Origin of the sequence: Pseudoxanthomonas suwonensis (assembly GCF_010093235.1) — a bacterium.
In the GTDB taxonomy this organism is placed as follows: Bacteria; Pseudomonadota; Gammaproteobacteria; order Xanthomonadales; family Xanthomonadaceae; genus Pseudoxanthomonas; species Pseudoxanthomonas suwonensis.
In genome coordinates this window covers 1-25,184 of record NZ_PDWP01000016.1, presented here as the reverse complement: position 1 = coordinate 25,184, position 25,184 = coordinate 1, and the positions used below count along the sequence as shown (strand labels likewise).

Here is a 25,184-nt window from a genome sequence, read left to right as displayed (position 1 = left end):
CCTTGCAGTTCGGAGCCGACGGGCCGTCGCTTCACGGCCGCATATGGTGCCAAGGGTAAGCGCTGGCCGGCGGCGTGTCCAGCTTTGTCCTGTAGGCCCCGACAGGTGGCAGCTACAATCGGATCCCCGCACTTGGGATGCCAGGCATGTGGTACGTGATCGAAGGACATGATGCCGAAGGCGCGCTGTCGCGCCGGCGCGAGGCGCGGCCGGCCCATCTGGCGCGCCTGCAGGCCCTGCGCGACGCGGGGCGGCTGCTGGTGGCGGGGCCCTGCCCGGCGGTCGATGCGGAGGATCCGGGCCCGGCGGGCTTCAGCGGCAGCGTGGTGATCGCGCGGTTCGGCTCGCTGGGCGAGGCGCGGGCGTGGGCCGATGCCGACCCCTACGTGGCGGCAGGCGTCTACTCCCGCACCGACGTCAGGCCGTTCCTGCCGGTACTGCCCTGACCCCCGGCCGGGAAACTCCGCGTGACCCGGGCCTCCACGGTGGAAAAGTTGCATTCCTTGCGGCCCGGCATGGGCCAGGAGACGTGAGCATGGACCGCCAGCCGGTCACGATCCGCGATGTCGCCCGCGAAGCCGGGGTCTCGGTGGCGACGGTGTCGCGCGCCCTCAATGGCCACGCGAACGTGGCCGAGGGTGTGCGCAGGCATGTCCAGGAGGTCGCGCAGCGCCTGCGCTACAGCCCGCACGGCGCCGCGCGCAGCCTCAGCAGCCGCAGTACCCAGACCATCGGCGTGGTCCTGCCCGACCTGCATGGAGAATTCTTCTCGGAGCTGATCCGCGGCATCGGCGCGGTGGCGCGCGCACGGCGGCGGCACATGCTGCTGTCCAGCTACCACGGCGACCGCGAGCAGCAGGCGGCGGCGCTGCGCGCGATGCGCGGGCGGGTGGACGGGCTGCTGGTGATGTCGCCGTTCGCCGACCAGCCCGGCTTCCTCGAGGAGAACCTGCCGCCGTTGCCGACGGTGCTGGTCAACACGCACCAGGCCGAGCCGGCCTGGCCGGCCTTCGAGATCGACAACCACGCCGGCGCGGTGTCGATGGTCGAGCACCTGCTGGGGCTGGGCCACCGCAACATCGCCCTCATCGCCGGGCCGGAACACAACTACGACGCACGGGAGCGGCTGCGTGGCTTCCGCGAGGCGATCGCCGCGCATCCGGGCGCGGAAGGGCGCGAGTATCCGGGCGACTTCGACGAGGCCTCCGGCCATCGCGCCGGACAGGCGATCCTCGCCGCGGGCGAGCGCCCGCAGGCAGTGTTCGCGGCCAACGACATGATGGCGCTCGGTTGCCTGTACGCGTTCGCGCAGGCGGGCGTACGCGTGCCGCAGGACATCGCGCTCGCGGGCTTCGACGACATCCCGCTGGCGCGTTTCGTTCACCCGTCCTTGACCACGATGCGAGTGAGTATCGCGCAACTCGGAGGACGCGCACTGGAGCGCCTGCTCGACCAGATCGAAACGGGTCCGGACAGTGCAACGCAGGCGGACGCGGAGATCGAAGCCGACCGGCAGGTATTGGCGCCCGAACTGGTGGTCCGCGCTTCGTGCGGCGGGCATGGCGATGACGCATCCGCGTCCGTTCCGAGGGAGAACACGCAAGCCTGACCGCAATCGGGCACGTCAGTCCTGGGAGGGAACCGTGATGAAACGCCTTGGAACCAAGCGCCATGCGCGCACCCTGCTCAGTGCCGCGCTGGCAGGCTGCCTGGCACTGGGGGCAGGCGCCGCGCTGGCGCAGAGCACTGGAGCGACCATCCGCGGCCAGGTGCATGCCGACTCGGCGCCCGCCGCCGGCGCCACCGTCACCGCGGTGAACACCGCCACGGGCCTGCGCCGGACGGTGCAGGCGTCCGGGGAAGGGCGCTACACCCTGGCCGGCCTGCCGCCGGGAACCTACCGGGTCGAGGTACAGGCCAACGGCCAGGGTGCCTCGCGCGAACTGACGGTGCAGGTGGGCCAGACCGCGACCGTCGACCTCGGCGTCGGCGGGCTGCCCGAGGCCGGTCCGGCAGGCGAGGCCACCACCATGGAGACGGTGCAGGTCACCGCCCAGGCGGCGGTGGAAACCCGCACGTCGGAGGTGGCCAGCTACGTCACCCAGAAGCAGATCCAGGCGCTGCCGCAGAACACCCGCAACTTCCTCGCCTTCGCCGACACCGCGCCGGGCGTGCAGTTCATCACCGACGCCAGCGGCAACACCCGGATCCGCTCCGGTGCGCAGAGCGCCAACGCGGTCAACGTCTTCATCGACGGCGTGGGGCAGAAGAACTACGTCACCACCGGCGGCATCAGCGGCCAGGACACCAGCCGCGGCAATCCGTTCCCGCAGTCGGCGATCGGCGAATACAAGGTCATCACCCAGAACTACAAGGCCGAGTTCGACCAGCTCAGCAGCGCCGCGATCGTCGCGGCCACCCGCTCGGGCACCAACGAGTTCGAGGGCAGCTTCTTCTGGGACCGCACCAGCACCGACTGGCGCTCGCGCAGCCGCTTCGAGGAGCGCGAGGGCGCGACCAAGGCCGAGAGCAAGCAGGAGCAGTACGGCATCAGCTTCGGCGGGCCGATCATCCGCGACGTCGCGCACTTCTTCCTCGCCTACGAGGCCAAGGAGTACTCCACCCCGCGCAACTTCCTGCTCGGCCGCGGCTACACGCCCGACCAGCTGCCGGCCGACCTGCGCGCCCTGTACGGCAGCGGCACCTATACCTCGCCGTTCAAGGAGGACCTGTACTTCGGCAAGGTCGACTGGCTGTTCGGCGAGAACCACTACTTCGAGCTGACCGCCAAGTACCGCGACGAGAGCGAGACCATCCAGGTGCAGGACCAGCGCCTGCCGCCGGCGGCCACGCTCAACACCAACGAGGAGACCCGCGTCGACCTGCGCTACCAGCTGACCGCGGGCGACTGGCTCAACGACGCCCACCTCACCTACGAGGACGCGTACTGGAGCCCGGTGCCGGCCAACTTCGTGCCCGGCTACTACCTCAGCGACGGCAACTGGACCGACACCATCGTCCGCAGCGGCGGCAGCGAGAACTACCAGGACAAGGGGCAGAAGGGCTGGTCGTTCCAGAACGACCTGACCTTCAGCGGCTGGGACGGCCACACCCTGAAGATGGGCATCAAGTTCAAGAGGGTCGACCTGGAGACGCTGGAGCAGAACAAGTACAACCCGGTCTTCTACTACGACATCCGCGAGAGCCTCGAGGTGCCGGTGCACGCGGAGTTCGGCGCGCCGGTGGCCGGGTTCGGCAACGGCACGGCCTCCTCGCGCAACAAGCAGTTCGGCATCTACATCCAGGACGACTGGGAGGTCAACGAGCACCTGACCCTGAACCTGGGCGTGCGCTGGGACTACGAGGAGACGCCCGGCTACGAGGACTACGTCACCCCGCAGGAGGTGGTGGACGCGCTGCGCGCCTCCAATGCCGCGCTGCCGGGTTCGAGCGTGGACGTCGAGGACTACATCAGCACGGGCCGCAACCGCAGCGCGGACAAGGACAACTGGGCGCCGCGCCTGGGCTTCTCCTACGACTTCTTCGGCGACCAGCGCCACGTGCTGTTCGGCGGCGCCGGGCGCTCCTACGACCGCAACCTGTTCGACTACCTGCAGAACGAGGTGGCCAAGGCCAGCTGGGGGCAGTACGTCTACGACTTCGATACCCCGGCCCATCCCTGCGACGTCGCCGCCGACGCCACCTGCCGTGCCTGGGATCCGCGTTACCTGGATCCGGAGTTCCTGCGCGCCTCGTCGATGGCCGGGGCGCGGGAAGTGTTCCTCAACAACAACGACCTGGAAGTGCCGTATTCGGACCAGTTTAGCCTCGGCATCCGCAACCTGTGGGAGCTGGGCGGGCACGACTGGAACACCGAGCTGGCGTTCTCCTACGTCCGCAGCCATGACGGCATCGCCTTCCTGCTGGGCAACCGTCGCGACGATGGCCGCTTCTTCCCGGCCGATCCGCCGGACGCGACCGATCCGCCGCCGTGGGGCATCGGTTTCGCCCCGTTCTCCAACCTGATCCTGGCCCAGAACGCGCTGGAGACCCGCACCCGCTCGGTGTTCCTGAAGGTCGAGAAGCCGTACACCGGCGCATCGCCCTGGGGCGTGACCCTGGCCTATACCTGGACCGACTCGGAGCAGAACAACCCGCACGACGGCTGGCCGGGCGCGTTCAACGCCGAGCGCATCGAGGACTATGGCTGGTTCCCGGGCAAGGTGCCGGAGAACCGGGTGGTGCTGACCGGCATCTGGGACGGTCCCTGGGGCACGACCTTCTCCGGCAAGGGCACCTGGGCGGACGCCACGCCGCGCTACTACCAGAACTGCAACGTCTCGATCTCGGCCTACTGCCACTACGAGAGCTACACCCCCGACGAGGACTTCCGCCAGCTCGACCTGGCGATGGAAAAAGTCTGGGATACCGGCGGCGGGATCAGCTTCCGCGTTCGCGGCGACGTCCTCAACGTGTTCAACTGGTCCAACTACGATGGCTACGAGGACTGGCGCGGCGGTCCGGGCGAGGCGCAGAATCCGGCCTGGGGCACGCCGTTGTCGATCGCCATGCCGACGCGTACGTTCAAGCTGACGTTCGGGGTCGACTGGTGAGGACTTCCGTGCCGCCGCCGGAGCCGTTCGCGGATCCGGCCGGCGGCACGGCGCCGGGCGCGCGGATCCGGCCCCGCCGCCGGCGGCAACGAGGGAGACAGGCTTGAAACGGTGGTACTGGCATCGCTGCATCGTCGCCCTGGCGGGCGCATTGTTCCTGCTGGCAGGCTGCCGGCAGGAGATCCCGGCTCCCGACGCGGCGCTTCCGCCGCCGCCCAAGCCCGACGTGATCCTGATCGAACCCGTGCTGCCGGAACGTCCGCCACGCCCGGAGCTGCCGCCGCTGTTCCGCGACATCGAGCGCCGCACCTTCCAGTTCTTCTGGGACACCACCAACGAGCAGAACGGCCTGACCCCGGACCGCTATCCCTCGCGGCCGTTCGCCAGCGTCGCCTCGATCGGCTATGCGCTGACGGCCTATCCGATCGGCATCGAGAACGGCTGGGTCAGCCGCACCCAGGCGGTGGACCGGACCCTGACCACGCTGCGCTTCCTGCGCGACATCCCGCAGGGGCCGCAGGCCACCGGCAGGGGCGCGTACAAGGGCTTCTTCTACCACTTCCTGGACATGCAGAACGGCCACCGCTACGACAGCTGGGTGGAGCTGTCCAGCGTGGACACGGCGCTGCTGATGATGGGCGTGCTGTTCGCCCAGGCCTATTACGACGGCGATGACCCGCGCGAGGTGGAGATCCGCCGCCTGGCCGACCAGCTCTACCGCCGGGTGGACTGGAAGTGGCTGCAGGTGCGGCCACCGCTGGTTTCGATGGGCTGGTTCCCGGAGAGCGGATTCATCCAGCACGACTGGATGGGCTACAACGAGGCCATGCTGCTGTACATCCTGGCCCTGGGCTCGCCGACCCACGCGGTCGAGCCGGAGGCCTGGACGGTGTGGACCCGCACCTACAACAACGACTGGGGCGTGTACTACGGACAGGAGTACCTGAGCTTCGGCCCGCTGTTCGGCCACCAGTACAGCCACGTCTGGATCGACTTCCGCGACATCCAGGACCAGTACATGCGCGAGCGCGGGATCGACTACTTCCTCAACAGCCGCCGCGCCGCGCTGGCCCAGCGCGAGTACGCCATCGCCAACCCGATGAAGTGGAAGGACTACGGCGAGAACGTCTGGGGCCTGACCGCCGGCGACGGCCCGCAGAACACCCGCCAGATCTACCGCGGCGAGGAGCGCGAGTTCCGCCACTACTCCTCGCGCGGTGCCGGCCTGCGCGAGAACTTCGACGACGGCACCATCGTCCCGACCGCGGCGATCGCCTCGATCGTGTTCGCGCCGGAGGTGGTGATCCCGGCCACCGAGGAGATGCACCGCCGCTACGGCGACTACCTGTACTCCAGCTACGGCTTCCTGGACTCGTTCAATCCCAGCTTCAACTACGACATCCCGCTCAAGACCGGGCGCATCGTCCCCGGCAAGGGCTGGGTGGCCAGCGACTACATCGGCATCGACCAGGGGCCGATCCTGGCCATGATCGCCAACTACCGGAACGAGTTCGTTTGGTCGGTGATGAAGAAGAGCCCGTACATCCGCACCGGCCTGGAACGGGCCGGCTTCCGCGGGGGCTGGCTTGCGCCCGACGACGAGGAGGAGGAAGGCATGCAGGTCGACGCCCGCGCCGCCGCCGCCCGCGCACTGGGCATGGCCGAATCGCGGCCGCCGCCGCCGAGGCGCAGCGCAAGGCGCAGCAGCGCAGGGAAGAGGCGTCCGCGGCCAATCGTTCGCAACCGCCGGAGCAGTGATGCGTGCCATGCGGCTGCTGCGCACCTGCCTGCTGCTGCCTTTGCTGGCCGGGTGGCTTGCCGCGTGTGGCAGGGACCCGGCGCAGCAGCCGGTGCGTTTCTGGGCCATGGGGCGCGAGGCCGAGGTGGTGGCCGAACTGGTCGACAAGTTCGAGCGCGATACCGGGATCGAGGTGGAGATCCAGCAGATTCCCTGGACCGCCGCGCACGAGAAGCTGCTGACCGCTTTCGCCGCCGACGCCCTGCCGGACGTATGCCAGCTGGGCAATACCTGGATCCCCGAATTCGCCCAGCTGGGCGCGCTGCAGCCGCTGCAGGCGCGGGTGGACGCCTCGGCGACCGTGGACCAGGCCGATTACTTCCCGGGGATCTGGGACACCGCAGTGGTCGACGGCGAGCTGGTCGGCGTGCCCTGGTACGTGGACACGCGCCTGCTGTACTACCGCAAGGACCTGCTGCGCGAGGCCGGCGTGGCGCAGGTACCACGCACGTGGGCGGAGTGGGAGCAGGCGATGGCGGCGATCATGGCCCAGGGCGTGCCGGGCCGGCACGCGATCCTGATGCCGCTCAACGAGTTCGAGCAACAGCTGTCCTTCGCCCTGCAGCAGGGCGACCCGCTGTTGCGCGACCACGACACCCGCGGCAATTTCGAAAGCCCCGGCTTCCGCCGCGCGCTGGCGTTCTACGCCGGCATGTTCGAGCGGGGCTGGGCGCCGAAGGTCTCCGAGACCCAGATCTCGAATGTCTGGGACGAGTTCTTCCGCGGCTCCTACGTCTTCTACCTGTCCGGGCCCTGGAACATCCGCGAGTTCCGCCGCCGCCAGCCGCCGCAGCTGGAAGGGCAGTGGGGCACGATGCCGCTTCCCGGCCCCGACGGCCCGGGCGCGGGCATCGCCGGTGGCACCAGCCTGGTCCTGTTCCGCGGTTCGCCGCGTTCGGACCAGGCCTGGAAACTGGTGGAGTTCCTCTCGCGCCCGGACATCCAGCAGCGCTTCCACGCCATGATCGGCGACCTGCCGCCGCGCCGCAGTGCCTGGGAGCACCCGCAGCTGGCCGGTGATCCACTGGCCGCCGCGTTCCGCGACCAGCTGGAGCGGGTCGAGCCGGCGCCCAAGGTGCTGGAATGGGAGCGGATCGTGCAGGAGATGCGCCTCGTGACCGAGCGGGTAGTGCGCGGCGGCCTGGCCCAGCACGCCGCGGCGCGCGAACTCGACCGCAAGGTCGACGCGATCCTGGCCAAGCGCCGCTGGATGCACGAGCGCGCCGCCGAGGCGCAGGGGGCGGCCCGATGAAGGCGCGCCTGGCCGGATGGATCTTCGCCTTGCCGGCGCTGATCGTGCTGGGCGTGTTCTTCGCCCTGCCGGTGCTGTCGGCGCTGGCGCTGAGCCTGACCGACTTCGACCTCTACGCGCTGGCCGATCCGGCCAACCTGCGCTTCGTGGGGTTGCGGAACTACCTGGAGCTCCTGCAGACGCCGATGTTCTGGAAGGCGCTGTGGAACACCACCTACTTCGTGGTGGTGGGCGTGCCGCTGTCGGTGGCGGTGTCGCTGGGCGCGGCGCTGCTGCTCAACGCGCCGGCGGCACGGTTCCGGGCGCTGTTCCGCACCGCGCTGTTCGCACCCGTGGTCACCACCCTGGTCGCGGTGGCGGTGATCTGGCGCTACCTGTTCCACACCAGCTACGGCCTGGTGAACTGGGCGCTCGGCCAGGTGGGCATCAGCCCGGTCGACTGGCTGGGCGATCCGCGCTGGGCGATGCCGACCATCATCCTGTTCGCGGTGTGGAAGAACTTCGGCTACAACATGGTGATCTTCCTCGCCGGCCTGCAGGCCATCCCGCGCGACCTGTACGAGGCTGCGCGCATCGACGGGGCCTCGCGCTGGCAGCAGTTCCTGCACATCACCCTGCCGCAGCTGGGCCCGGTGCTGCTGGTGGTCGGCGTGATCACCGTCTCCGGCTACTTCCAGCTGTTCGCCGAGCCCTACGTGATGACCCGCGGCGATCCGCTGCAGAGCACGGTCAGCGTGCTGTATTTCATGTTCGAGGAAGGCTTCAAGTGGTGGAACCTCGGTCGTGCCTCGGCCGTGGCCTTCCTGCTGTTCGTGGTCATCCTGGCGGTGACCACGTTGATGCTGCGGCTGGGACGCCGCAGGGGGGTGGTATGAGTGCCGGGCAGTCCACCGGCCGCGAGGTCGGGCAGTCGCGCCTGCATGCGCTGCTGGTCAATGGCGCGCTGCTGCTGCTGGCGCTGGCGAGCCTGGCGCCGCTGCTGTGGATGGTGTCGGTTTCGTTCATGCCTACCGGCGAGGCCGCCCGCTTCCCGCCGCCGTTGCTGCCCTCGGCGGTCACGGGAGAGAACTACCACGCGCTCTTCGCGCGCACCGGCATGGGCCGCAACTTCCTCAACAGCCTGCTGGTGGCCGGCGCGATCACGCTTGGCTCGCTGCTGGTCAACACCCTGGCCGGCTACGCCTTCGCCAAGCTGCGCTTCCGCGGCCGCGAGCGGGTGTTCCAGCTGCTGCTGGCGGCCCTGGTGGTGCCGGCCCAGGTGGCGATGCTGCCGCTGTTCCTGCTGATGAAGCAGCTGCACCTGGTCAACACCTATGGCGGCGTGGTGATCCCGGCGCTGGCCAGCGTGTTCGGCATCTTCCTGGTGCGCCAGTACGCGCGCTCGATCCCGGACGAGCTGCTGGAGGCGGCCCGCATCGACGGGGCGGGGGAGTGGCGGATCTTCTTCTCCATCGTCCTGCCCATGCTCAAGCCGGTACTGGTGACGCTGGCGATCTTCTCCTTCATGGCCGCCTGGAACGACTTCATGTGGCCGCTGATCGTGCTCACCGACCAGGAGCACTACACCCTGCCGGTGGCCCTGGCCACGCTTTCGCGCGAGCACATCATGGACGTGGAGATGATGATGGCCGGCGCGGTGGTGACGGTGGTTCCGGTGCTGCTGCTGTTCCTGCTGCTGCAGCGCTACTACATCCAGGGCCTGCTGCTGGGCAGCGTCAAGGGATAGGAGGTTCGTAGATGGTGCCTGTGGCGATGCATGGAGCCATCCTGCTGTCGGGCGCACTGGCGCTGCATCCCGTCGTCGCCGGCGCGCAGGCGCGGGTGCTGGACGGGTTCGAGGATCCGGCGCCGTGGAGGGTGGTCGCGTCCGACCAGGTCAGCGGTGCGATCCGCCGCGTCGAAGGCGTCCGGGGCGGGGCGCTGTGCCTGGACTACGATTTCAACGGTGTGTCCGGCTACGCAGGCATCCAGCGCGACCTGCCGCTGGAATACCCGGAGAACTACCGCTTCTCCTTCCGCCTGCGCGGCGACTCGCCGGCCAACGACCTGCAGTTCAAGCTGGTTGACGCCAGTGGCGACAACGTGTGGTGGGTCAACCGCCCGCGCTACGACTTCCCGGGCCAATGGACCGAGGTGCGCTACCGCACCCGGCATATCGACAAGGCCTGGGGGCCGGATCCCGACCGCATGCTCCGCCGCAGCGGGAAGATCGAGTTCACCATCTACAACAACGCCGGCGGGCGCGGCAGCGTGTGCTTCGACGAGCTGGCGCTGGAGCCGCTGCCGCCGGAGCCGGAGACGCCGCCGACCGCCGTCGCGGTGGAGGCGAGTGCTTCGGCCGGGAACGCTGCGCGCATCATCGATGGCGACCCTGCCACGGCATGGAAGGCCGGCGGACGGCAGCGGGTGGTACTGGACCTGGGCCAGGAGCGCGAGTTCGGTGGCCTGGTCCTGCGCTGGGCAGATGCCCGCCAGCGCCCGCAGCGCTATGTGGTCGAGCTGGAAGGGGGCGATGGCCAGTGGCGCCCCGTGCGCACGGTCGAACAGGGACGCGGCGACAGGGACTGGCTCGCCTTGCCGGAGTCGGAGGCAAGGCGCATCGCGCTGCGGCTGGAGGGTGGCCGCTACGCATTGGCCGAAGCCCAGGTACAGCCGCTCGATTTCTCCACGCATCCCAACGACTTCATCAAGGCGCTGGCGCGGGAACTGCCACGTGGCTGGTTGCCGCGGGGCTTCAGCGGCGAGCAGCCGTACTGGACCATCATCGGGGCCGATGGCGGCAACGAGCAGGGCCTGGTCGGCGAGGATGGCGCGGTCGAACTGGCCCGTGGCGACTTCAGCATCGAGCCGTTCGTGCTCGACGGCGGGCGGCTGCTCAGCTGGGCCGACGTGAAGCCGGTGCAGCGCCTGCCGGGCGAAGGCCTGCCGATGCCGGAGGTGGAGTGGACCCCGGCCGAGGGTGGGGATGCGCCCGCGCTGCAGGTTTCCGCCTTCGCCCATGGCCAGGCCGGCGATTCGCGGGTGGTGGCGCGCTACCGCCTGCGCAACCGGCATCCGCAGCCGCGCGAGTACGTGCTGGCGCTTGCGGTGCGGCCGCTGCAGGTCAATCCGCCGGCACAGTTCCTCAACACCATTGGCGGCGTCAGCCCGATCCGCTCGCTGGCGATCGATGGCGGCACGGTCACGGTGGACGGCAAGCCCCGGATCTTCGCGACGCAGTCGCCGGACCAGGCATTCGCTACGCCTTTCGATGCCGGCCTGGACGTGCAACGCCTGGCTGCCGGCGATATCCCGAGGGAAACTTCGGTCGTCGATCCGACCGGTCTGGCTTCGGGCATGCTCCTGTACCGCTGGCGGCTGGCACCAGGCGAGGAACGCGAGGTGGCGCTGGTCGCGCCGCTGGATGGCGAGGTCGCGCCTGGACCCGGCTTCGACGCCGCCCGTGCCGCCGAAGAGACGGCGGCACGCTGGCAGGCGCTGCTGGGCCAGGTGGAACTGCGGCTGCCGGCGCAAGGGCGCGACTTCGCCGCCACCGTGCGTACCGCGCTGGCGCACATGCTGATCTCGCGCGTCGGTCCGCGCCTGCAGCCGGGCACGCGTTCCTACTCGCGCAGCTGGATCCGCGACGGGGCGATGATCTCCGAAGGCCTGCTGCGCCTGGGACGGCCGGAAGTCGTGCGCCAGTACCTGGAGTGGTACGCGCCCTACCAGTTCGAGAACGGCAAGGTGCCGTGCTGCGTGGACGCCCGCGGCAGCGATCCGGTCCCGGAGAACGACAGCCACGGCGAGCTCATATTCAACATCGCCGAGTACTGGCGCTTCACCGGCGACCGCGAGTTCCTGCAGCGCATGTGGCCGCACGTGCGCGGCGCGTTCGACTACATGGAGCGGCTGCGGGCCAGCGAGCGCACCGAGGAGAACCGCCGGCGCGACCCGGCCTTCTACGGGATGATGCCGGTGTCGATCAGCCACGAGGGCTATTCGGCCAAGCCGATGCATTCGTACTGGGACAACTTCTGGGCGCTGCGCGGCTACAAGGACGCGGTGGAAGTGGCCCAGGCGCTGGGCCTGCGCGACGAGGCGCGGCGCATGGCCGCCGCGCGCGACCAGTTCCGCGCCGACCTCGCCGCCTCCCTGCGTGCGGCAACGGCCCGCCACCGCATCGACTACCTGCCGGGCGCCGCCGAGCTGGGCGATTTCGATCCGACTTCGACCACCATCGCCCTGGCTCCGGGTGGGGAGCAGGACTGGTTGCCGCGCGACCTGCTGGAGAACACCTTCGAGCGCTACTGGCAGCACTTCGTCGAGCGCCGCGACGGCCGTCGCGAGTGGAAGGACTATACGCCGTACGAGTGGCGCAACGTGGCCGCCTTCGTGCGCCTGGGTTGGCGCGACCGCGCCTGGCAGGCGACGGAATATTTCTTCGCCGATCGCGCGCCGCAGCCCTGGAACCAGTGGGCCGAGGTGGTCTCGTCCACGCCGCGCAAACCATTTTTCGTCGGCGACCTGCCGCACGCCTGGGTGGCCTCGGACTTCGTGCGCTCGGCGCTGGACATGTTCGCCTACCGCCGCGAGCGCGACGACAGCCTGGTGCTGGCGGCCGGCGTTCCGCTGGACTGGCTGGAAGGCGAGGGCATCCGCGTGCGCGGCCTGCATACCGCCCATGGCCGGCTTGGTTACGCGCTGCGTCGACGCGACGGGCAGCTGCAGCTGGACGTGGCCGGAGATGCAGGGCTGCCGCCGGGCGGGCTGGTGCTGCGGTGGCCGTATCCGGGCGAGCCGGGTGCCACGACGGTCGATGGCCGGCCGGCGAAGTGGTCGAACGGCGAGCTGCGAATCAGCCGGCCAGGCGTGAAGGTGCGGGTCGCGGTTCGCAACCCGTAACGTGGTGGCGCTCTTCTCCCCTCTCCTTCCGGGAGAGGGGTGGGGCGGGGAACATCACTTGGGCGCCGACCTTCACTCCAACCTTCAGCACGAGGCGAAGCGCCGCATCGTAGCCCGGATAAGCGAAGCGCATCCGGGTCGGATGTACGGGAACGGATCCCGGATGCGGCCTACGGCCTTATCCGGGCTACAACAACAAGAAAGCCGGGCATTGCCCGGCTTTTTCCTTGCACGGATGCGTGCATCAGCCCGCGCGTGCAGCCGCCACGATTCCCGCGGCCTTGGCTGCGCTGGCCTCGACCTTGTCCCACTCGCCGGCCTTGAGCCAGGTCTTCGGCACCATCCAGGAGCCACCGACGCAGACCACGTTCGGCTGGGCCAGGTATTCGGCCGCGGTGTCCTCGGTGATGCCGCCGGTGGGGCAGATCTTCAGCTCGCCCATCGGGCCGGCCAGGCCCTTGAGCATGGCCAGGCCGCCGACCGCATTGGCCGGGAACAGCTTGCACACGCGGAAGCCGCGCGCCATCAGCGACAGGAACTCGGTCGGGGTGGCGCCACCGGGCACGGACGGGATCGGCGCCTTCGCCAGCGCATCGGCCAGCTCCGGCGGCGTACCCGGGGTGACCAGGAAATCGGCGCCCAGCTCGATGCACTTCTCCATCTGCTCGATGGTCAGCACCGTGCCCATGCCCACTGCGATGCCCGGCAGTTCTTTCTTCAGCGCGACCAGCGCATCCAGCGCGCAAGGCGTGCGCAGGGTCAGCTCGATCGCGGTCAGGCCGCCCTTGAGCAGCGCGGCGGAGAGCTTGCGCGCCTCGTCGACGCTGTCGGCGGTGACCACCGGCAGGATGCCGGCCTGGCGCAGCAGCTGTTCGGCCTTGGCCTGGGTCTGGGCGATGCTCATGGATCGTATGGCTCCGTGCGTGGATCGCGGCCGGCGGCCGCGCTTGCGATGAGGAACGGCCGCCGCGCCGGGAGCGGGGCGGCCGCGGGCTCAGTTGTCCTTCTCGGCGTGCGGCGCCAGGGCCGCCTCGGCCCGGCCGCCAAGCTCGTACTCGGCGTCGTAGTCCCAGGCGGTGCCGTCGTGCGCCGGCGGGCCGCAGGAGATCGACGTCGCGCCCTGGTCGGCCGGGCCGACGTTGGCGCGGTTGTAGGCGAACAGGTTGCGGCCCAGGTCGTGCGCCGGGCGGCTGGTGTTGGGCGCGACTTCGCGCGCGTTCCACTCGGCCGCGTCGACCAGCACTTCCAGCACGCCGGCCTCGCTGTCCAGGCGGACGATGTCGCCGTCGCGGATCTTGCCGATCGGACCGCCGCGCGCGGCTTCCGGGGTGACATGGATCGCCGCGGGGATCTTGCCGGAGGCGCCTGACAGGCGGCCGTCGGTGACCAGCGCCACCTTGCGGCCCTGGTTCTGCAGCATGCCCAGCAGCGGCGCCAGAGAGTGCAGCTCGGGCATGCCGTTGGCGCGCGGGCCCTGGTAGGTGACCACCGCGACGAAGTCGCGCGGCAGCACGCCGGCGGCATGCAGCTTGTTGAGCTTCTGCGGCGCATCGACCACCACCGCCTGGGCCTCGACACAGCGGTGCTCCGGCTTGACCGCCGACAGCTTGATCAGGCCGCGGCCGATGTTGCCGCGGAGCAGGCGCAGGCCGCCCTGGGCTTCGAACGGCGCGGCGACGGTACGCACCACGGTCTCGTCGGCCGACACCGTCGCCGAGGGCGCGGAGGACAGCCTGCCGTCCTCCAGCCGCGGTTCGCGGGTGTAGGCGCGCATGCCTTCCGGCACCACGGTGGTGAGGTCGTGCATCAGGCCCGCGTCGAGCAGCTCGCGGAACACGAACGGCACGCCGCCGGCGGCCTGGAAGCGGTTCACGTCGGCCTCGCCGTTCGGATACACGCGCGCCAGCAGCGGTACCACCTGCGAGATCTGGTCCATGTCGTCCCAGGTCAGGACGATGCCGGCGGCGCGGGCCACGGCGATCCAGTGGATGGTGTGGTTGGTCGAGCCGCCGGTGGCCATCAGCGCGACGATCGCATTGACGATGGCGCGCTCGTCGATCAGGCGGCCCAGCGGACGGTAGTCGTCGCCCAGCGCGGTCATCTGCAGGACGCGGCGCACGGCCTCCTCGTCCAGCGCCTTGCGCAGCGGCGTGCTCGGGTTGATGAACGAGCTGCCCGGCAGCTGCACGCCCATCGCTTCCAGCAGGACCTGGTTGGAATTGGCGGTGCCGTAGAAGGTGCAGGTGCCGGCCGAGTGGTAGGACTGCGCCTCGACTTCCAGCAGCTCCTCGCGGGTGGCCTCGCCGGCGGCGTAACGCTCGCGCACCTCGGCCTTCTTCTTGTTGGGAATGCCCGGCGGCATCGGGCCGGCCGGCACGAACAGCGCCGGCAGGTGGCCGAAGGCCAGCGCGCCGATCAGCAGGCCCGGCACGATCTTGTCGCAGATGCCCAGGTACAGGGCCGCGTCGAAGGCGTCGTGGCTCAGGCCGATGGCGGTGGCCTGGGCGATCACGTCGCGCGAGAACAGCGACAGCTCCATGCCGCCGCGGCCCTGGGTGACGCCGTCGCACATCGCCGGCACGCCGCCGGCGACCTGCGCGGTGGCGCCCAGCTCGCGGGCCAGGCTGCGGATCCGCTCCGGATAGTGCTCGTACGGCTGGTGCGCCGAGAGCATGTCATTGTAGGCGGTGATGATGCCCAGGTTCGGCGTGGCGCCGCCGCGCAGGCGGGCCTTGTCGTGTTCGCCGCAGGCGGCGAACACGTGCGCCAGGTTGGCGCAGCTGAGCGGAGTGCGGTTGGGACCGTTGCGGACCGCCTCGTCGATGCCGGCCAGGTAGGCGGCGCGCGACGGTGCACTGCGCTGGCGGATGCGCTCGGTAACGGCTTCGATCTTGGGATGCAGGCTCATGGCGTTCCAGGGGAGGCGGAGCTGGCGCCGCGGAAGGGCGCGGGCGGGCTGCGAAGGCAGGACGGCGAAGCGGGGCGTACCGCCCCGACTATCAGACAGGTGCGGGCGGAGGGCCGCGCATCAAGCGCACCAATGGACGCGCAGTGGGCTGGCGGTCAGGCCCAGCACCGCGCGGATCGGCATTTGACGCACGTCGTCGCCGGCCAGGGCGCGCTCCAGTACCTCGCGCTTGGCCTCGCCACGCAGCAGCAACAGGTGCTGGCGGCAGCGGGCCAGGCCGGCGCGGGTGAGGGTGATGCGCGTGGTCCATTCGGCGGCGACCGGGCAGCCGGTGGCGTCGAGCACGGCGTAGTCGTCCTGCGAGGCCAGCGCGGCGTCGAGGTCGACCGAGCCGGGGAACAGCGAGGCGGTGTGGCCGTCGTTGCCCATGCCGAGCACCGCCACGCAGGGATCCTGCGCACCGGCCGAATCGCGGTTGGCGGCCTCGACGCAGGCGGCGGCCGACAGGCCTTCACGCACCAGCGGCTCGAAATGCAGGCCGGGCGCACGTTCCAGCAGGCTCTCGCGGATCAGTTTCGTATTGCTGGCCGGATGGTCGGCCGGCACGAAGCGGTCGTCGACCAGGCCGACGCTCACCTTCGACCAGTCCAGCGGCGCCTGCGCCAGCCGGCTGTAGGCCGGCGCCGGGGTGGTGCCGCCGGAGAGCAGGGCACGGGCACGGCCGCTGGCGGACAGGTCGGCGGCGATCGCCGCCTGGATGTCGGCCGCGATGGCCTCGCCCCAGGCCTCGACGCCCGCGTGCTCGATCCATTCGATGCGCGGATCGGCCTTCATGCCGCGGCCTCCCGGCGGACCAGGTCCACCGCGTAGGCGGCCGCGCCGAGCAGGCCGGAATGCGGATGCAGCACGGCTAGCGAGGGCACGCGGGCCATGGTCGGCGAGAACCGGCCCTTGTATTCGAAGCGCTGGCGGAAGCCGGAATGGCGCAGCGAGTCCAGCATCTTCGGCACCAGGCCACCGGTGAGGAACACCCCGTCCCAGGCGCCGATGGTCAGCACCAGGTCGCCGGAAATGGCGCCGAACACCGCGCAGAACACGTCGACCGCGCGCATGCACAGCGGATCGCCGGCGGCGGCGCGGGCGGTGACGTCCTTGGGCTCGAGCAGGCCCGGGTCGTGGCCGGCGATCTCGCACAGGGCGCGGTGGATGTTGACCAGGCCCGGGCCACAGATCAGGCGCTCGTTGGAGACGCGGCCGAATTGCGCCGACAGGATCTCCAGGATGCGGATCTCCTCCGGCGTGCCCGGCGGGAAGCTGACGTGGCCGCCTTCGGTCTCCAGCGGATAGCAGCGGCCGTCACGTACCACCAGGCCGCCCACGCCCAGGCCGGTGCCCGGGCCGAGCACGGCATAGGTGCGAGGCTCGCTGGGCGGGGCCGGGGTCCAGGACACGCCACCGATCGGCACCACGTCCTCGGCGCGATACAGGCTGATGGCCATGGCCTGGGCGGCGAAATCGTTGATCAGGTGGACCTGGTCGAAGCCAAGCATCTCGCGGGTGCGCGGACGCGAGATCACCCACGGGTGGTTGGTGATGCGCGCCTCGTCGCCGTCGACGCGGCCGGCCACGGCGAACACGCCACGACGGGCGCTGGCCTGGGCCTGCTCGAGGTAGTGGCGCGCAGCCTCGGCCAGCGACGGGAACTCGGCGACCGCGAACTCGCGCACGCTGTCCTCGACCAGCGGCGTGGACGCGCTGGGATCGGCCAGCGCGAATCGGGCATTGGTGCCGCCGATGTCGGCGATCAGGAACGGATCGGCCATGTCAGCGATCGTCGCGGGACGGACGCGCCACGGCGTCGAAGCTGCTGGGCAGGAACACCGCCGCGTCATCCGGGCCCCAGCTGCCGGCCGGATAGGGCTGCAGCGGCGAGTTGTCGGCGCGCCAGGCGTCGACCACGCTGTCGATCCAGGCCCAGGCGGCCTCGACCTCGTCGTTGCGCACGAACAGGGCGTGGTTGCCGTGGAAGGCGTCCAGGAACAGGCGCTCGTAGGCGATGCGGCGGTTCTGGCCGGTCTCCGACGACAGCTGCAGTTCCAGCGGATGCAGCTCCAGCGTGCCCCATTCCGGGCCGGCCAGGCTGCTCATCAGGCCCAGCTCGATGTCCTCCTGCGGCTGCAGGCGGAAGGTCAGGCGGTTAGGCACGGCGTTGTTGCGGTCCGGGCGCTCGAACAGCCAGTGGGTCACCGGCTTGAGGGTCACGGTGACCACGGTCGAGCGCTCGGCCATGCGCTTGCCGGTGCACAGGTGGAACGGCACCCCTTCCCAGCGCCAGTTGTCGATGTGCGCGGTGACGCCGACGAAGGTTTCGACATCGCTGTCATCCGGCGGCGAATAGGCCTGGACCGGCTCGCCATTGATCATTCCCGCGGTGTAGCGGCCGCGCACGCTGTGGCGACGCGCCTCGCTGGCGCAGAACGGGCGCAGGGCACGCAGCACCTTGACCTTCTCGTCGCGGATGCGGTCGGCCTCCAGCGAGGCCGGCGGCTCCATCGCCACCAGGCACAGCAGCTGCAGGATGTGGCTCTGGACCATGTCGCGCAGCGCGCCCGAGCGGGCGTAGTAGGAGTTGCGGCCGTCCACGCCCTCGCTCTCGGACACCAGGATGTGCACCGAGTCGATGTAGTTGCGGTTCCACACCGCTTCCAGCAGGGCGTTGCCGAAGCGCAGCGCCAGCAGGTTCTGCACCGCCGCCTTGCCCAGGTAATGGTCGATGCGGAAGATCCGGTCCTCGTCGATCAGCCTGCCGATGGTGGCGTTGATCTCGCGGGCCGAGGCCAGGTCGGCGCCGATCGGCTTTTCCAGCATCAGCCGGCTGGGCGCGGCGAACGCGCCACCCAGGGCCAGGCCTTCGCAGGTGCTCATGTACAGGCCGGGCGGGATCGACAGGTAGCTCACGCAGGGGCGGTCGGCCAGGTCGCGCACGGCCTCGGCCACCGAAGCCGGGGTGCGCATGTCCACCGAACGGTAGTCCACGCGCTCCAGGAACGCCTCGACCTGCTCGGGCGTCGGCGAATAGTGCGACAGGCTGGCGAAGCGCTCGCGCAGGATGCCGCGGAACTTCTCGGTGTCGTGCGGGGACAGCGCCAGCGCACGGACGCGGAAGCCTTCCGGCAGCAGGCCGTCGCCCATCAGGCGCAGCAGCGAGGGGAACAGGTAGCGCTGCGCCAGATCGCCGGTGGCGCCGAACAACAGCAGGGTGTCATGCATCCGGTGGGCTTCCGTGGGGTGGGGCATCGGTTCGGTGGCTTTTCTCTGATCGCACCCGCGGGGCGGGTGGAAGTGGACGGATTACCGCGAGGTGATGCGTCAAACTGCCGAAATATGGCCGCCACCATGCGGGTTGTCCAGTGGGCGGAACGGTGTCCACGGAAACGTTCCCGGGACATGCTGTGGCGTATGTTCGCGGCAGGGACGGTGCGCAGGGGGGCGTGTGCAGGGGCTGGGCCGGGCCACGCACCGCGCCACGACGCGTGCACCGCGAGTCGTGACATCATCGGTGCCCGCGTTGGCGGCATCGACGATCGCCGTGCCGGCCGCGGGGTGAATACGTATGCGGAGATGCGGAGGGCGGACGTGCAGCTGGATCGGGTGCGCAAGGTCTACGGCAACGGCCAGGTGGCCGTGCACGAAGCCTCGTTCACGATCGCCGACGGCGAGCTGGTGGTGCTGGTCGGGCCGTCGGGCTGCGGCAAGTCGACCCTGCTGCGCATGATCGCCGGGCTGGAGGAAATCACCGCCGGGACGCTGCGCATCGGCGGCCGCGTGATGAACGACGTGGCCCCGCGCGACCGCGACATCGCCATGGTGTTCCAGAGCTATGCGCTCTATCCGCACATGACCGTGGCCGGGAATCTGGCGTTCGGCCTGAAACTGCGCGGCGCCCCGCGCGGCGAGGTGGAGCGGCGGGTCGCCTCGGCCGCGGCGATGCTGGGCCTGGAAGGCATGCTGCACAAGCGCCCGGCCGAACTGTCCGGCGGCCAGCGCCAGCGCGTGGCCCTGGGCCGGGCGCTGGTGCGCGAGCCGTCGGTATTCCTGCTGGACGAACCGCTGTCGAACCTGGACGCCAAGCTGCGCCACAGCACGCGCACCGAGATCGCGCGCCTGCACCAGCGGCTTGGCACGACGATGGTCTACGTGACCCACGACCAGGTCGAGGCCATGACCCGGGGCGAGCGCATCGTGGTGCTGGATGGCGGCCGGGTGCAGCAGATCGACACGCCGATGGCGCTGTACGACCGTCCGGCCAACCTGTTCGTGGCCGGGTTCCTCGGGAGCCCGGCGATGAACGTGCTGCGCGGCAGGCTCCGTGCGTCCGACGGCCTGCACCTGGAGACCGCGCCGGGCGAGGGGGTGCCCCTGGCCGGCGCGACCGTCCCGCAGGCCTGGCTGGACCGGGACGTGGTGCTGGGCGTGCGGCCAGAGCACCTGCTCCCGGTCGACGGCGATGGCCTGGAGGTCCGGGTCGAGGTGGTCGAGGCGGTTGGCAGCGAGGCCTACCTGCACCTGGATTTCGCCGGCCAGAAGCTGGTGTCGCGGCTGGCGCCTGCCGACCTGCCGGCGCCGGGCGACGGAATCCGCCTGCGGCCGGATCCGCGACGCCTGCATTTCTTCGATCCGCAGGACGGCCGCCGGCTCGCGGCCTAGCCCGCGGGACAGGTCAGGGCGGGGTCGTTTCCTGGAGCGGCTCCGGCAAGGCCGGTTCGTCGCCGGCGGCCAGGGGGGACTCCGCCAGTTCCAGTGGCAGCACCGCCAGCGCCAGGCGCGGGGCCGTGCCAGCCGCCGCCACCACGCTGCCGATCGCGCGGCCGTCCTGCACCACGTCGGCGCCGGCGCCGACCCCGTCGGCGACCCGTAGCAGCACCAGCTGGCGCTTGGCCTTCCCCAGGAAGTGGGTGCGGGCCACGATCTCCTGGCCCGGATAGCAGCCCTTGCTGACGCTGTAGGCATCCAGGCGCTCCAGGCCCAGCTGCTGCGGCGTCCATTGTTCGGCCTGCGGTGCGGGCAGGCGCGGGATCCCGGCGCGCAGGTCGGCCACGTTCCAGGCGTCCAGGGCCTGGGCGGAGTGCGGGGCAGGGGCGCTTCCAATCCTTACGGTGCGGCCGGCATCGATGGCCAGGCGCAGCCCGTCGGCCGCGTCTTCCGCTCCCTCCAGGGCGCCGCGAGGCAGCCGCGGGATGTAGAAGGCCCCCGCCACGTGCAACTCGGCCCGGGGTGTGAGCGTTACCTTGCGCCGGAACACGAACCGGCGCAGTGCATCGCCGACCAACGTCGCATTGGCATCGGGCAGGACCAGACGCAAGCTCTCGGCGCTGGTGCGCAACAGGGCGAAGAGGGCGATCACGCGCCCCTTCGGGTTGAGCCATGTGCTCCAGTGCCAGGTGCCGACGTCCAGCTTCTGCACGTCGCTGGCGAACTGGGCGTGGGCGAAGGCCACCGCGTCCGGGCCGTCGAGCGCGAGCACGGACCACCCGTCCAGCGTGAAAAAGTCCCCATGATTCAAGGGGCTTGGAACAGGCTGGTTGTCAGGCACGTTACCCCCGGCTTAAGATTTTGTGTGTTGCAAGGACTATCCATGATAGGTCAAAGCCCCGTGGTTCCAGAGGATGAAGACGCGCCGGATGCCGCGCCGCCGCTGGGCAACGACGCCGGCAAGGAGCCGCCGCGCGAGATCGGCGGACGCGAGGGGCCGGAGCCGACCCGCTACGGGGATTGGGAAAAGAACGGGCGCTGCATCGATTTCTGATCGATCGTAACGCCCGAGCCACGCGGGCGGTTGGCCCGCACAGCCGAGACTAAGAGCCAGCGAATGAGCAGCCGCGAACGCCCCTTGTCACCCCACCTGCAGGTGTACCGCTGGCAGGTCCAGATGGTGACCTCGATCCTGCACCGCGCAACGGGCATCGTGCTCGCCGGCGGTGCCCTGGTCCTCGCCGGCGGCCTGCTGGCACTGATGCTTGGCCCGGCCAGCTGGGAATGCTTCACCGGCCACGCCGGCGCCTGGTACGGCAAGCTGTTCCTGTTCGGCTGGACCTGGGCCTTCGCCTACCACCTGTGCAACGGCATCCGCCACATCGTGCAGGACTTCGCCCACGGCTACAGCATCCCGGTTTTCGTCCGCAACAGCTGGCTGTCCATCGTCGGCAGCCTGGTGATCACCGCGATCGTGTGGGCCCTTGCGCTGAACGGAGGTGCCGCGTGAGCCGTTACCGTACTCCCCTGAAGAACGTGCGCGGCCTTGGCGCGGCCAAGACCGGCACCGAGCATTTCGTCCACCAGCGACTGACGGCCACCGCCCTGGTGTTCCTGTCGCTGTGGTTCGTGTACTTCGTCGTGGGCCTGGTCGGCAGCGACTACCTGGCCGCCACCGAGGCCGTGTCCAAGCCCTGGAACGCGGTGCTGCTGGTCGGCTTCCTGGTCGCCACGTTCTGGCATGCCCAGCTCGGCCTGCAGGTGGTCCTCGAGGACTACGTCCACAACTCGCTGGCCGCCCTGGCACTCCAGGTCAGCGTGAAGTTCATCGCGGTGCTTGGCGCGATCGTCAGCATCTTCGCCGTGGCCCGCATCGCCCTGGCCGGCTGAGCGCGCAAAGGAAAAAAGACTCGATGTCCGCCTACAAGATCACCGAACACAAGTACGACATGGTCGTCGTCGGCGCCGGTGGCGCCGGCCTGCGCGCCACCTTCGGCCTGGCCCAGAAGGGCCTGCAGACGGTGTGCCTGACCAAGGTCTTCCCGACGCGCTCCCATACCGTCGCCGCGCAGGGCGGCATCTCCGCCGCCCTGGGCAACATGGGCGAGGACGACTGGCGCTACCACTTCTACGACACCATCAAGGGGTCGGACTGGCTGGGCGACCAGGACGCCATCGAGTACATGTGCCGCGAGGCCATCCCGGCCATCATCGAGCTGGAGCACTACGGCGTGCCGTTCTCCCGCACCGAGGACGGCAAGATCTACCAGCGTCCGTTCGGCGGCATGACCACCCGCTACGGCGAGGGTCCGTCGGCGCAGCGCACCTGCGCGGCTGCCGACCGCACCGGCCACGCCATCCTGCACACCCTGTACCAGCAGTCGCTGGCGCACAACGCCCGCTTCATGATCGAGTACTTCGCGCTCGACCTGATCATGGACGAGGAGGGCGTGTGCCGCGGCGTGCTGGCGCTGGACATGGCCGAGGGCTCGCTGCACCTGTTCCGCGCCCACGGCGTGGTGCTGGCCACCGGCGGCTACGGTCGCGCCTACTTCAGCGCGACCTCCGCGCACACCTGCACCGGCGACGGCGGCGGCCTGGTGGCCCGCGCCGGCCTGCCGCTGCAGGACATGGAGTTCGTGCAGTTCCACCCGACCGGCATCTACGGCGCCGGCTGCCTGATCACCGAGGGCGTCCGCGGCGAAGGCGGCATCCTGCGCAACGCCAACGGCGAGCGCTTCATGGAGCGCTACGCGCCGCACTACAAGGACCTGGCCTCGCGCGACGTGGTGTCGCGTTCGATGACCATCGAGATCCGCGAAGGCCGCGGCGTCGGCGAGCACAAGGACCACATCCTGCTCGACCTGACCCACCTGGGCCCGGGCGTGATCGACGAGAAGCTGCCGGGCATCGCCGAGAGCGCCCGCATCTTCGCCGGCGTCGACGTGCACAAGCAGCCGATCCCGGTGATCCCGACCGTCCACTACAACATGGGCGGCATTCCGACCAACTACCACGGCGAAGTCGTACGCAAGGTCGGCGACGACCCGGATGCGGTCGTCCCGGGCCTGTACGCGATCGGCGAGGCCGCCTGCGTGTCGGTGCATGGCGCCAACCGCCTGGGTTCCAACTCGCTGCTGGACCTGGTCGTGTTCGGCCGCGCGGTGGCCAACCGCTGCGCCGAGACCATCAAGAAGGGCGCGCCGCACAAGCCGCTGGCTTCGGATGCCTGCGACAAGGCCCTGTCCCAGCTGGACAAGCTGCGCAACGCCAACGGCGACACCCCGACCGCGGTGATCCGCGACCGCATGCAGCGCACCATGCAGGCCGACGCCGCGGTGTTCCGCACCAGCAAGACCCTGCAGGAAGGCTGCGAGAAGATGGCGCAGATCTTCGACAGCTTCCAGGACGTCAAGGTCTCCGACCGCTCGCTGGTCTGGAACTCCGACCTGATCGAGACCTACGAGCTGCACAACCTGCTGCTCAACGCCGTCGCCACCATCAACTCGGCCGAGCAGCGCAAGGAAAGCCGCGGCGCCCACGCGCACGAGGACTACCCGGATCGCGACGACGCCAACTGGCAGAAGCACACCCTGGTCACCGTCGACGCGGAGACCGGTAAGACCAGCTTCGACTACCGTCCGGTGCACATGTACACCCTGAGCAAGGATGTGGATGTGGTGCCGCCCAAGCCACGCGTGTACTGAGCCAGGGCGAGAGAAAGACCAATGGCAGAGTTTGCACTCCCGAAGAATTCCCGCATCACCAAGGGCAAGCACCATCCCGCGCCGGCCGGCGCGACGAACGTGCGTACCTTCAAGGTGTACCGCTGGAGCCCTGACGACGGCGCCAACCCGCGCACCGACACCTACGAGATCGACCTCGACAAGTGCGGTCCGATGGTCCTGGACGCGCTGATCAAGATCAAGAACGAGATCGACCCGACCCTGACCTTCCGGCGGTCCTGCCGCGAGGGCATCTGCGGTTCGTGCGCGATGAACATCGACGGTACCAACACCCTGGCGTGCACCCGCGCGATCGCGGACTGCCACAAGGCCGAGGTGCCGATCTACCCGCTGCCGCACATGAACGTGGTCAAGGACCTGGTCCCGGACCTGACCCACTTCTACGCGCAGTACGCCTCGATCAAGCCCTGGATCCGCACCCAGACCCCGCCGCCGCCCGACCGCGAGCGCCTGCAGTCGCCGGAAGACCGCAAGAAGCTCGACGGCCTTTACGAGTGCATCCTGTGCGCCTGCTGCTCGACCAGCTGCCCGAGCTACTGGTGGAATGGCGAGCGTTACCTGGGCCCGGCGATCCTGCTGCAGGCCTATCGCTGGATCATCGACTCCCGCGACGAGGACACCGGTGCCCGCCTGGACGACCTCGAGGATCCGTTCAAGCTGTACCGCTGCCACACCATCATGAACTGCGCGCGCACCTGCCCGAAGGGCCTGAACCCGGCCCTGGCGATCGCCGAGATCAAGAAGCTGATGATGGCGCGCCGCGCCTGATCCGCAACGCAGCAAGGGATGACGAAGAGGCCCGGTCCAGCGACCGGGCTTTTTCTTTGTCCGGATATGGCCGACGGGGCAGGGTAGCGATCTGTCGGCTCCCTGGATTGCGCGCCGGGGTGGAGCGCGTGAAGACGCGCTACGTAGAACACGCACCGTGCACCAATGCACGGGCTGAAATGGACGTGAACACCGCATCCGCAGCAGCCGCGTGAAGACGGGTGCCTGCATCGCAAAAAATTTCGCGAAACCTCTTCCCAAAGATTTTCGATAGGCGCACAATGCGCGCCCTCCCAACGACACACGGTGTCGCTGAGGGGTCCGGAAACGGGGTCACTTCTTCACGAAGTACTTGCGGTTTTACGGAAGTCGCCTATACTGGGCGGCTCGCTCACCTGGAACGCATTGGCGCACGGGTGAGGGGTTCGGGAAACGCCCTCTTCACGAGGTGTTGACGGAACCG

The 25,184-nt window shown here is 69.7% G+C and carries 19 protein-coding genes and 1 pseudogene; 14 read left to right on the top strand and 6 right to left on the bottom strand.

What is annotated here, in order from left to right:
• Positions 1-146 precede the first annotated feature (146 nt).
• The 8 genes and pseudogenes from CSC68_RS09255 to CSC68_RS09220 all read left to right on the top strand — a co-directional run bounded on the left by CSC68_RS09255 (position 147) and on the right by CSC68_RS09220 (position 12,547).
• Positions 147-446, top strand: coding sequence for a YciI family protein (locus CSC68_RS09255; protein ID WP_162203333.1), 300 nt, complete (start codon positions 147-149; stop codon positions 444-446).
• An 89-nt stretch (positions 447-535) separates the two neighbouring features.
• On the top strand, positions 536-1,609 hold the full coding sequence (locus tag CSC68_RS09250; RefSeq protein ID WP_162203272.1) for a LacI family DNA-binding transcriptional regulator: 1,074 nt from the start codon (positions 536-538) through the stop codon (positions 1,607-1,609).
• Between the two features lie 37 nt (positions 1,610-1,646).
• The gene (locus CSC68_RS09245) at positions 1,647-4,613 is read left to right on the top strand and encodes a TonB-dependent receptor (protein ID WP_162203271.1); all 2,967 of its coding nucleotides are present in this window, start codon (positions 1,647-1,649) and stop codon (positions 4,611-4,613) included.
• 151 nt (positions 4,614-4,764) lie between these two features.
• Positions 4,765-6,371, top strand: a pseudogene (locus CSC68_RS09240) (glucoamylase family protein).
• An 8-nt stretch (positions 6,372-6,379) separates the two neighbouring features.
• Entirely contained in the window at positions 6,380-7,663 is a 1,284-nt protein-coding gene (locus tag CSC68_RS09235; protein ID WP_162203332.1) for a sugar ABC transporter substrate-binding protein, read from the top strand.
• The gene (locus tag CSC68_RS09230; protein WP_162203270.1) at positions 7,660-8,538 is read left to right on the top strand and encodes a carbohydrate ABC transporter permease; all 879 of its coding nucleotides are present in this window, start codon (positions 7,660-7,662) and stop codon (positions 8,536-8,538) included. Before CSC68_RS09235 ends, CSC68_RS09230 begins: the two co-directional genes overlap by 4 nt.
• Entirely contained in the window at positions 8,535-9,389 is an 855-nt protein-coding gene (locus CSC68_RS09225; RefSeq protein ID WP_162203269.1) for a carbohydrate ABC transporter permease, read from the top strand. Before CSC68_RS09230 ends, CSC68_RS09225 begins: the two co-directional genes overlap by 4 nt.
• Positions 9,390-9,415: 26 nt before the next feature.
• Positions 9,416-12,547: a discoidin domain-containing protein gene (locus tag CSC68_RS09220; protein ID WP_162203268.1), complete on the top strand. Its 3,132-nt coding sequence runs from the start codon at positions 9,416-9,418 to the stop codon at positions 12,545-12,547.
• Positions 12,548-12,791: 244 nt separating this feature from the next.
• Here CSC68_RS09220 and eda read toward each other — a convergent pair whose 3' ends face one another.
• The 5 genes from eda to zwf form a co-directional block, all read right to left on the bottom strand.
• Positions 12,792-13,451: a bifunctional 4-hydroxy-2-oxoglutarate aldolase/2-dehydro-3-deoxy-phosphogluconate aldolase gene (eda, locus tag CSC68_RS09215; protein WP_162203267.1), complete on the bottom strand. Its 660-nt coding sequence runs from the start codon at positions 13,449-13,451 to the stop codon at positions 12,792-12,794.
• Between the two features lie 90 nt (positions 13,452-13,541).
• A complete protein-coding gene (edd, locus tag CSC68_RS09210) occupies positions 13,542-15,455 on the bottom strand; it encodes a phosphogluconate dehydratase (protein ID WP_162203266.1) in 1,914 nt (637 codons plus the stop codon).
• A 120-nt stretch (positions 15,456-15,575) separates the two neighbouring features.
• Entirely contained in the window at positions 15,576-16,289 is a 714-nt protein-coding gene (pgl, locus tag CSC68_RS09205; RefSeq protein WP_162203265.1) for a 6-phosphogluconolactonase, read from the bottom strand.
• Complete coding sequence (gene glk, locus CSC68_RS09200) at positions 16,286-17,278, bottom strand: glucokinase (protein ID WP_425501232.1); 993 nt, start codon at positions 17,276-17,278, stop codon at positions 16,286-16,288. Before glk ends, pgl begins: the two co-directional genes overlap by 4 nt.
• A 1-nt stretch (position 17,279) precedes the next feature.
• Entirely contained in the window at positions 17,280-18,725 is a 1,446-nt protein-coding gene (zwf, locus tag CSC68_RS09195; RefSeq protein ID WP_162203264.1) for a glucose-6-phosphate dehydrogenase, read from the bottom strand.
• A 351-nt stretch (positions 18,726-19,076) separates the two neighbouring features.
• On the opposite strand from zwf, the gene CSC68_RS09190 reads away from it, so the two are divergent.
• Complete coding sequence (locus CSC68_RS09190; protein ID WP_162203263.1) at positions 19,077-20,162, top strand: ABC transporter ATP-binding protein; 1,086 nt, start codon at positions 19,077-19,079, stop codon at positions 20,160-20,162.
• Between the two features lie 13 nt (positions 20,163-20,175).
• Here the strand turns inward: CSC68_RS09190 and ygfZ are convergent, their stop codons facing one another.
• A complete protein-coding gene (gene ygfZ, locus CSC68_RS09185) occupies positions 20,176-21,048 on the bottom strand; it encodes a CAF17-like 4Fe-4S cluster assembly/insertion protein YgfZ (RefSeq protein WP_425501231.1) in 873 nt (290 codons plus the stop codon).
• Between the two features lie 60 nt (positions 21,049-21,108).
• Here ygfZ and CSC68_RS09180 point away from each other — a divergent pair, with 60 nt between their 5' ends.
• The 5 genes from CSC68_RS09180 (at position 21,109) to CSC68_RS09160 (ending at position 24,721) form a co-directional block, all read left to right on the top strand.
• Complete coding sequence (locus tag CSC68_RS09180) at positions 21,109-21,261, top strand: DUF1674 domain-containing protein (protein WP_246193509.1); 153 nt, start codon at positions 21,109-21,111, stop codon at positions 21,259-21,261.
• Between the two features lie 63 nt (positions 21,262-21,324).
• The gene (sdhC, locus tag CSC68_RS09175) at positions 21,325-21,717 is read left to right on the top strand and encodes a succinate dehydrogenase, cytochrome b556 subunit (RefSeq protein WP_162203260.1); all 393 of its coding nucleotides are present in this window, start codon (positions 21,325-21,327) and stop codon (positions 21,715-21,717) included.
• Positions 21,714-22,097 carry a succinate dehydrogenase, hydrophobic membrane anchor protein gene (gene sdhD, locus CSC68_RS09170; protein ID WP_162203259.1) on the top strand — a complete coding sequence of 128 codons (384 nt, stop codon included), beginning with the start codon at positions 21,714-21,716 and terminating at the stop codon, positions 22,095-22,097. The genes sdhC and sdhD overlap by 4 nt, the downstream gene beginning before the upstream one ends.
• Before the next feature lie 23 nt (positions 22,098-22,120).
• On the top strand, positions 22,121-23,914 hold the full coding sequence (gene sdhA, locus CSC68_RS09165; protein ID WP_162203258.1) for a succinate dehydrogenase flavoprotein subunit: 1,794 nt from the start codon (positions 22,121-22,123) through the stop codon (positions 23,912-23,914).
• A gap of 21 nt (positions 23,915-23,935) precedes the next feature.
• The gene (locus tag CSC68_RS09160; protein WP_162203257.1) at positions 23,936-24,721 is read left to right on the top strand and encodes a succinate dehydrogenase iron-sulfur subunit; all 786 of its coding nucleotides are present in this window, start codon (positions 23,936-23,938) and stop codon (positions 24,719-24,721) included.
• Positions 24,722-25,184: the final 463 nt, after the last annotated feature.

What these genes read in the sequence shown, in the direction of transcription:
- CSC68_RS09235 (WP_162203332.1), top strand. Translation starts at nt 6,380, where the DNA reads ATGCGGCTGCTGCGCACCTGCCTGCTGCTGCCTTTGCTGGCCGGGTGG.
- CSC68_RS09230 (WP_162203270.1), top strand. Translation starts at nt 7,660, where the DNA reads ATGAAGGCGCGCCTGGCCGGATGGATCTTCGCCTTGCCGGCGCTGATC.
- pgl (WP_162203265.1), bottom strand. Translation starts at nt 16,289, where the DNA reads ATGAAGGCCGATCCGCGCATCGAATGGATCGAGCACGCGGGCGTCGAG.
- zwf (WP_162203264.1), bottom strand. Translation starts at nt 18,725, where the DNA reads ATGCATGACACCCTGCTGTTGTTCGGCGCCACCGGCGATCTGGCGCAG.
- eda (WP_162203267.1), bottom strand. Translation starts at nt 13,451, where the DNA reads ATGAGCATCGCCCAGACCCAGGCCAAGGCCGAACAGCTGCTGCGCCAG.
- CSC68_RS09250 (WP_162203272.1), top strand. Translation starts at nt 536, where the DNA reads ATGGACCGCCAGCCGGTCACGATCCGCGATGTCGCCCGCGAAGCCGGG.
- glk (WP_425501232.1), bottom strand. Translation starts at nt 17,278, where the DNA reads ATGGCCGATCCGTTCCTGATCGCCGACATCGGCGGCACCAATGCCCGA.
- CSC68_RS09225 (WP_162203269.1), top strand. Translation starts at nt 8,535, where the DNA reads ATGAGTGCCGGGCAGTCCACCGGCCGCGAGGTCGGGCAGTCGCGCCTG.
- sdhA (WP_162203258.1), top strand. Translation starts at nt 22,121, where the DNA reads ATGTCCGCCTACAAGATCACCGAACACAAGTACGACATGGTCGTCGTC.
- CSC68_RS09190 (WP_162203263.1), top strand. Translation starts at nt 19,077, where the DNA reads ATGCGGAGGGCGGACGTGCAGCTGGATCGGGTGCGCAAGGTCTACGGC.
- sdhC (WP_162203260.1), top strand. Translation starts at nt 21,325, where the DNA reads ATGAGCAGCCGCGAACGCCCCTTGTCACCCCACCTGCAGGTGTACCGC.
- edd (WP_162203266.1), bottom strand. Translation starts at nt 15,455, where the DNA reads ATGAGCCTGCATCCCAAGATCGAAGCCGTTACCGAGCGCATCCGCCAG.
- CSC68_RS09245 (WP_162203271.1), top strand. Translation starts at nt 1,647, where the DNA reads ATGAAACGCCTTGGAACCAAGCGCCATGCGCGCACCCTGCTCAGTGCC.
- CSC68_RS09160 (WP_162203257.1), top strand. Translation starts at nt 23,936, where the DNA reads ATGGCAGAGTTTGCACTCCCGAAGAATTCCCGCATCACCAAGGGCAAG.
- CSC68_RS09255 (WP_162203333.1), top strand. Translation starts at nt 147, where the DNA reads ATGTGGTACGTGATCGAAGGACATGATGCCGAAGGCGCGCTGTCGCGC.
- CSC68_RS09220 (WP_162203268.1), top strand. Translation starts at nt 9,416, where the DNA reads ATGCATGGAGCCATCCTGCTGTCGGGCGCACTGGCGCTGCATCCCGTC.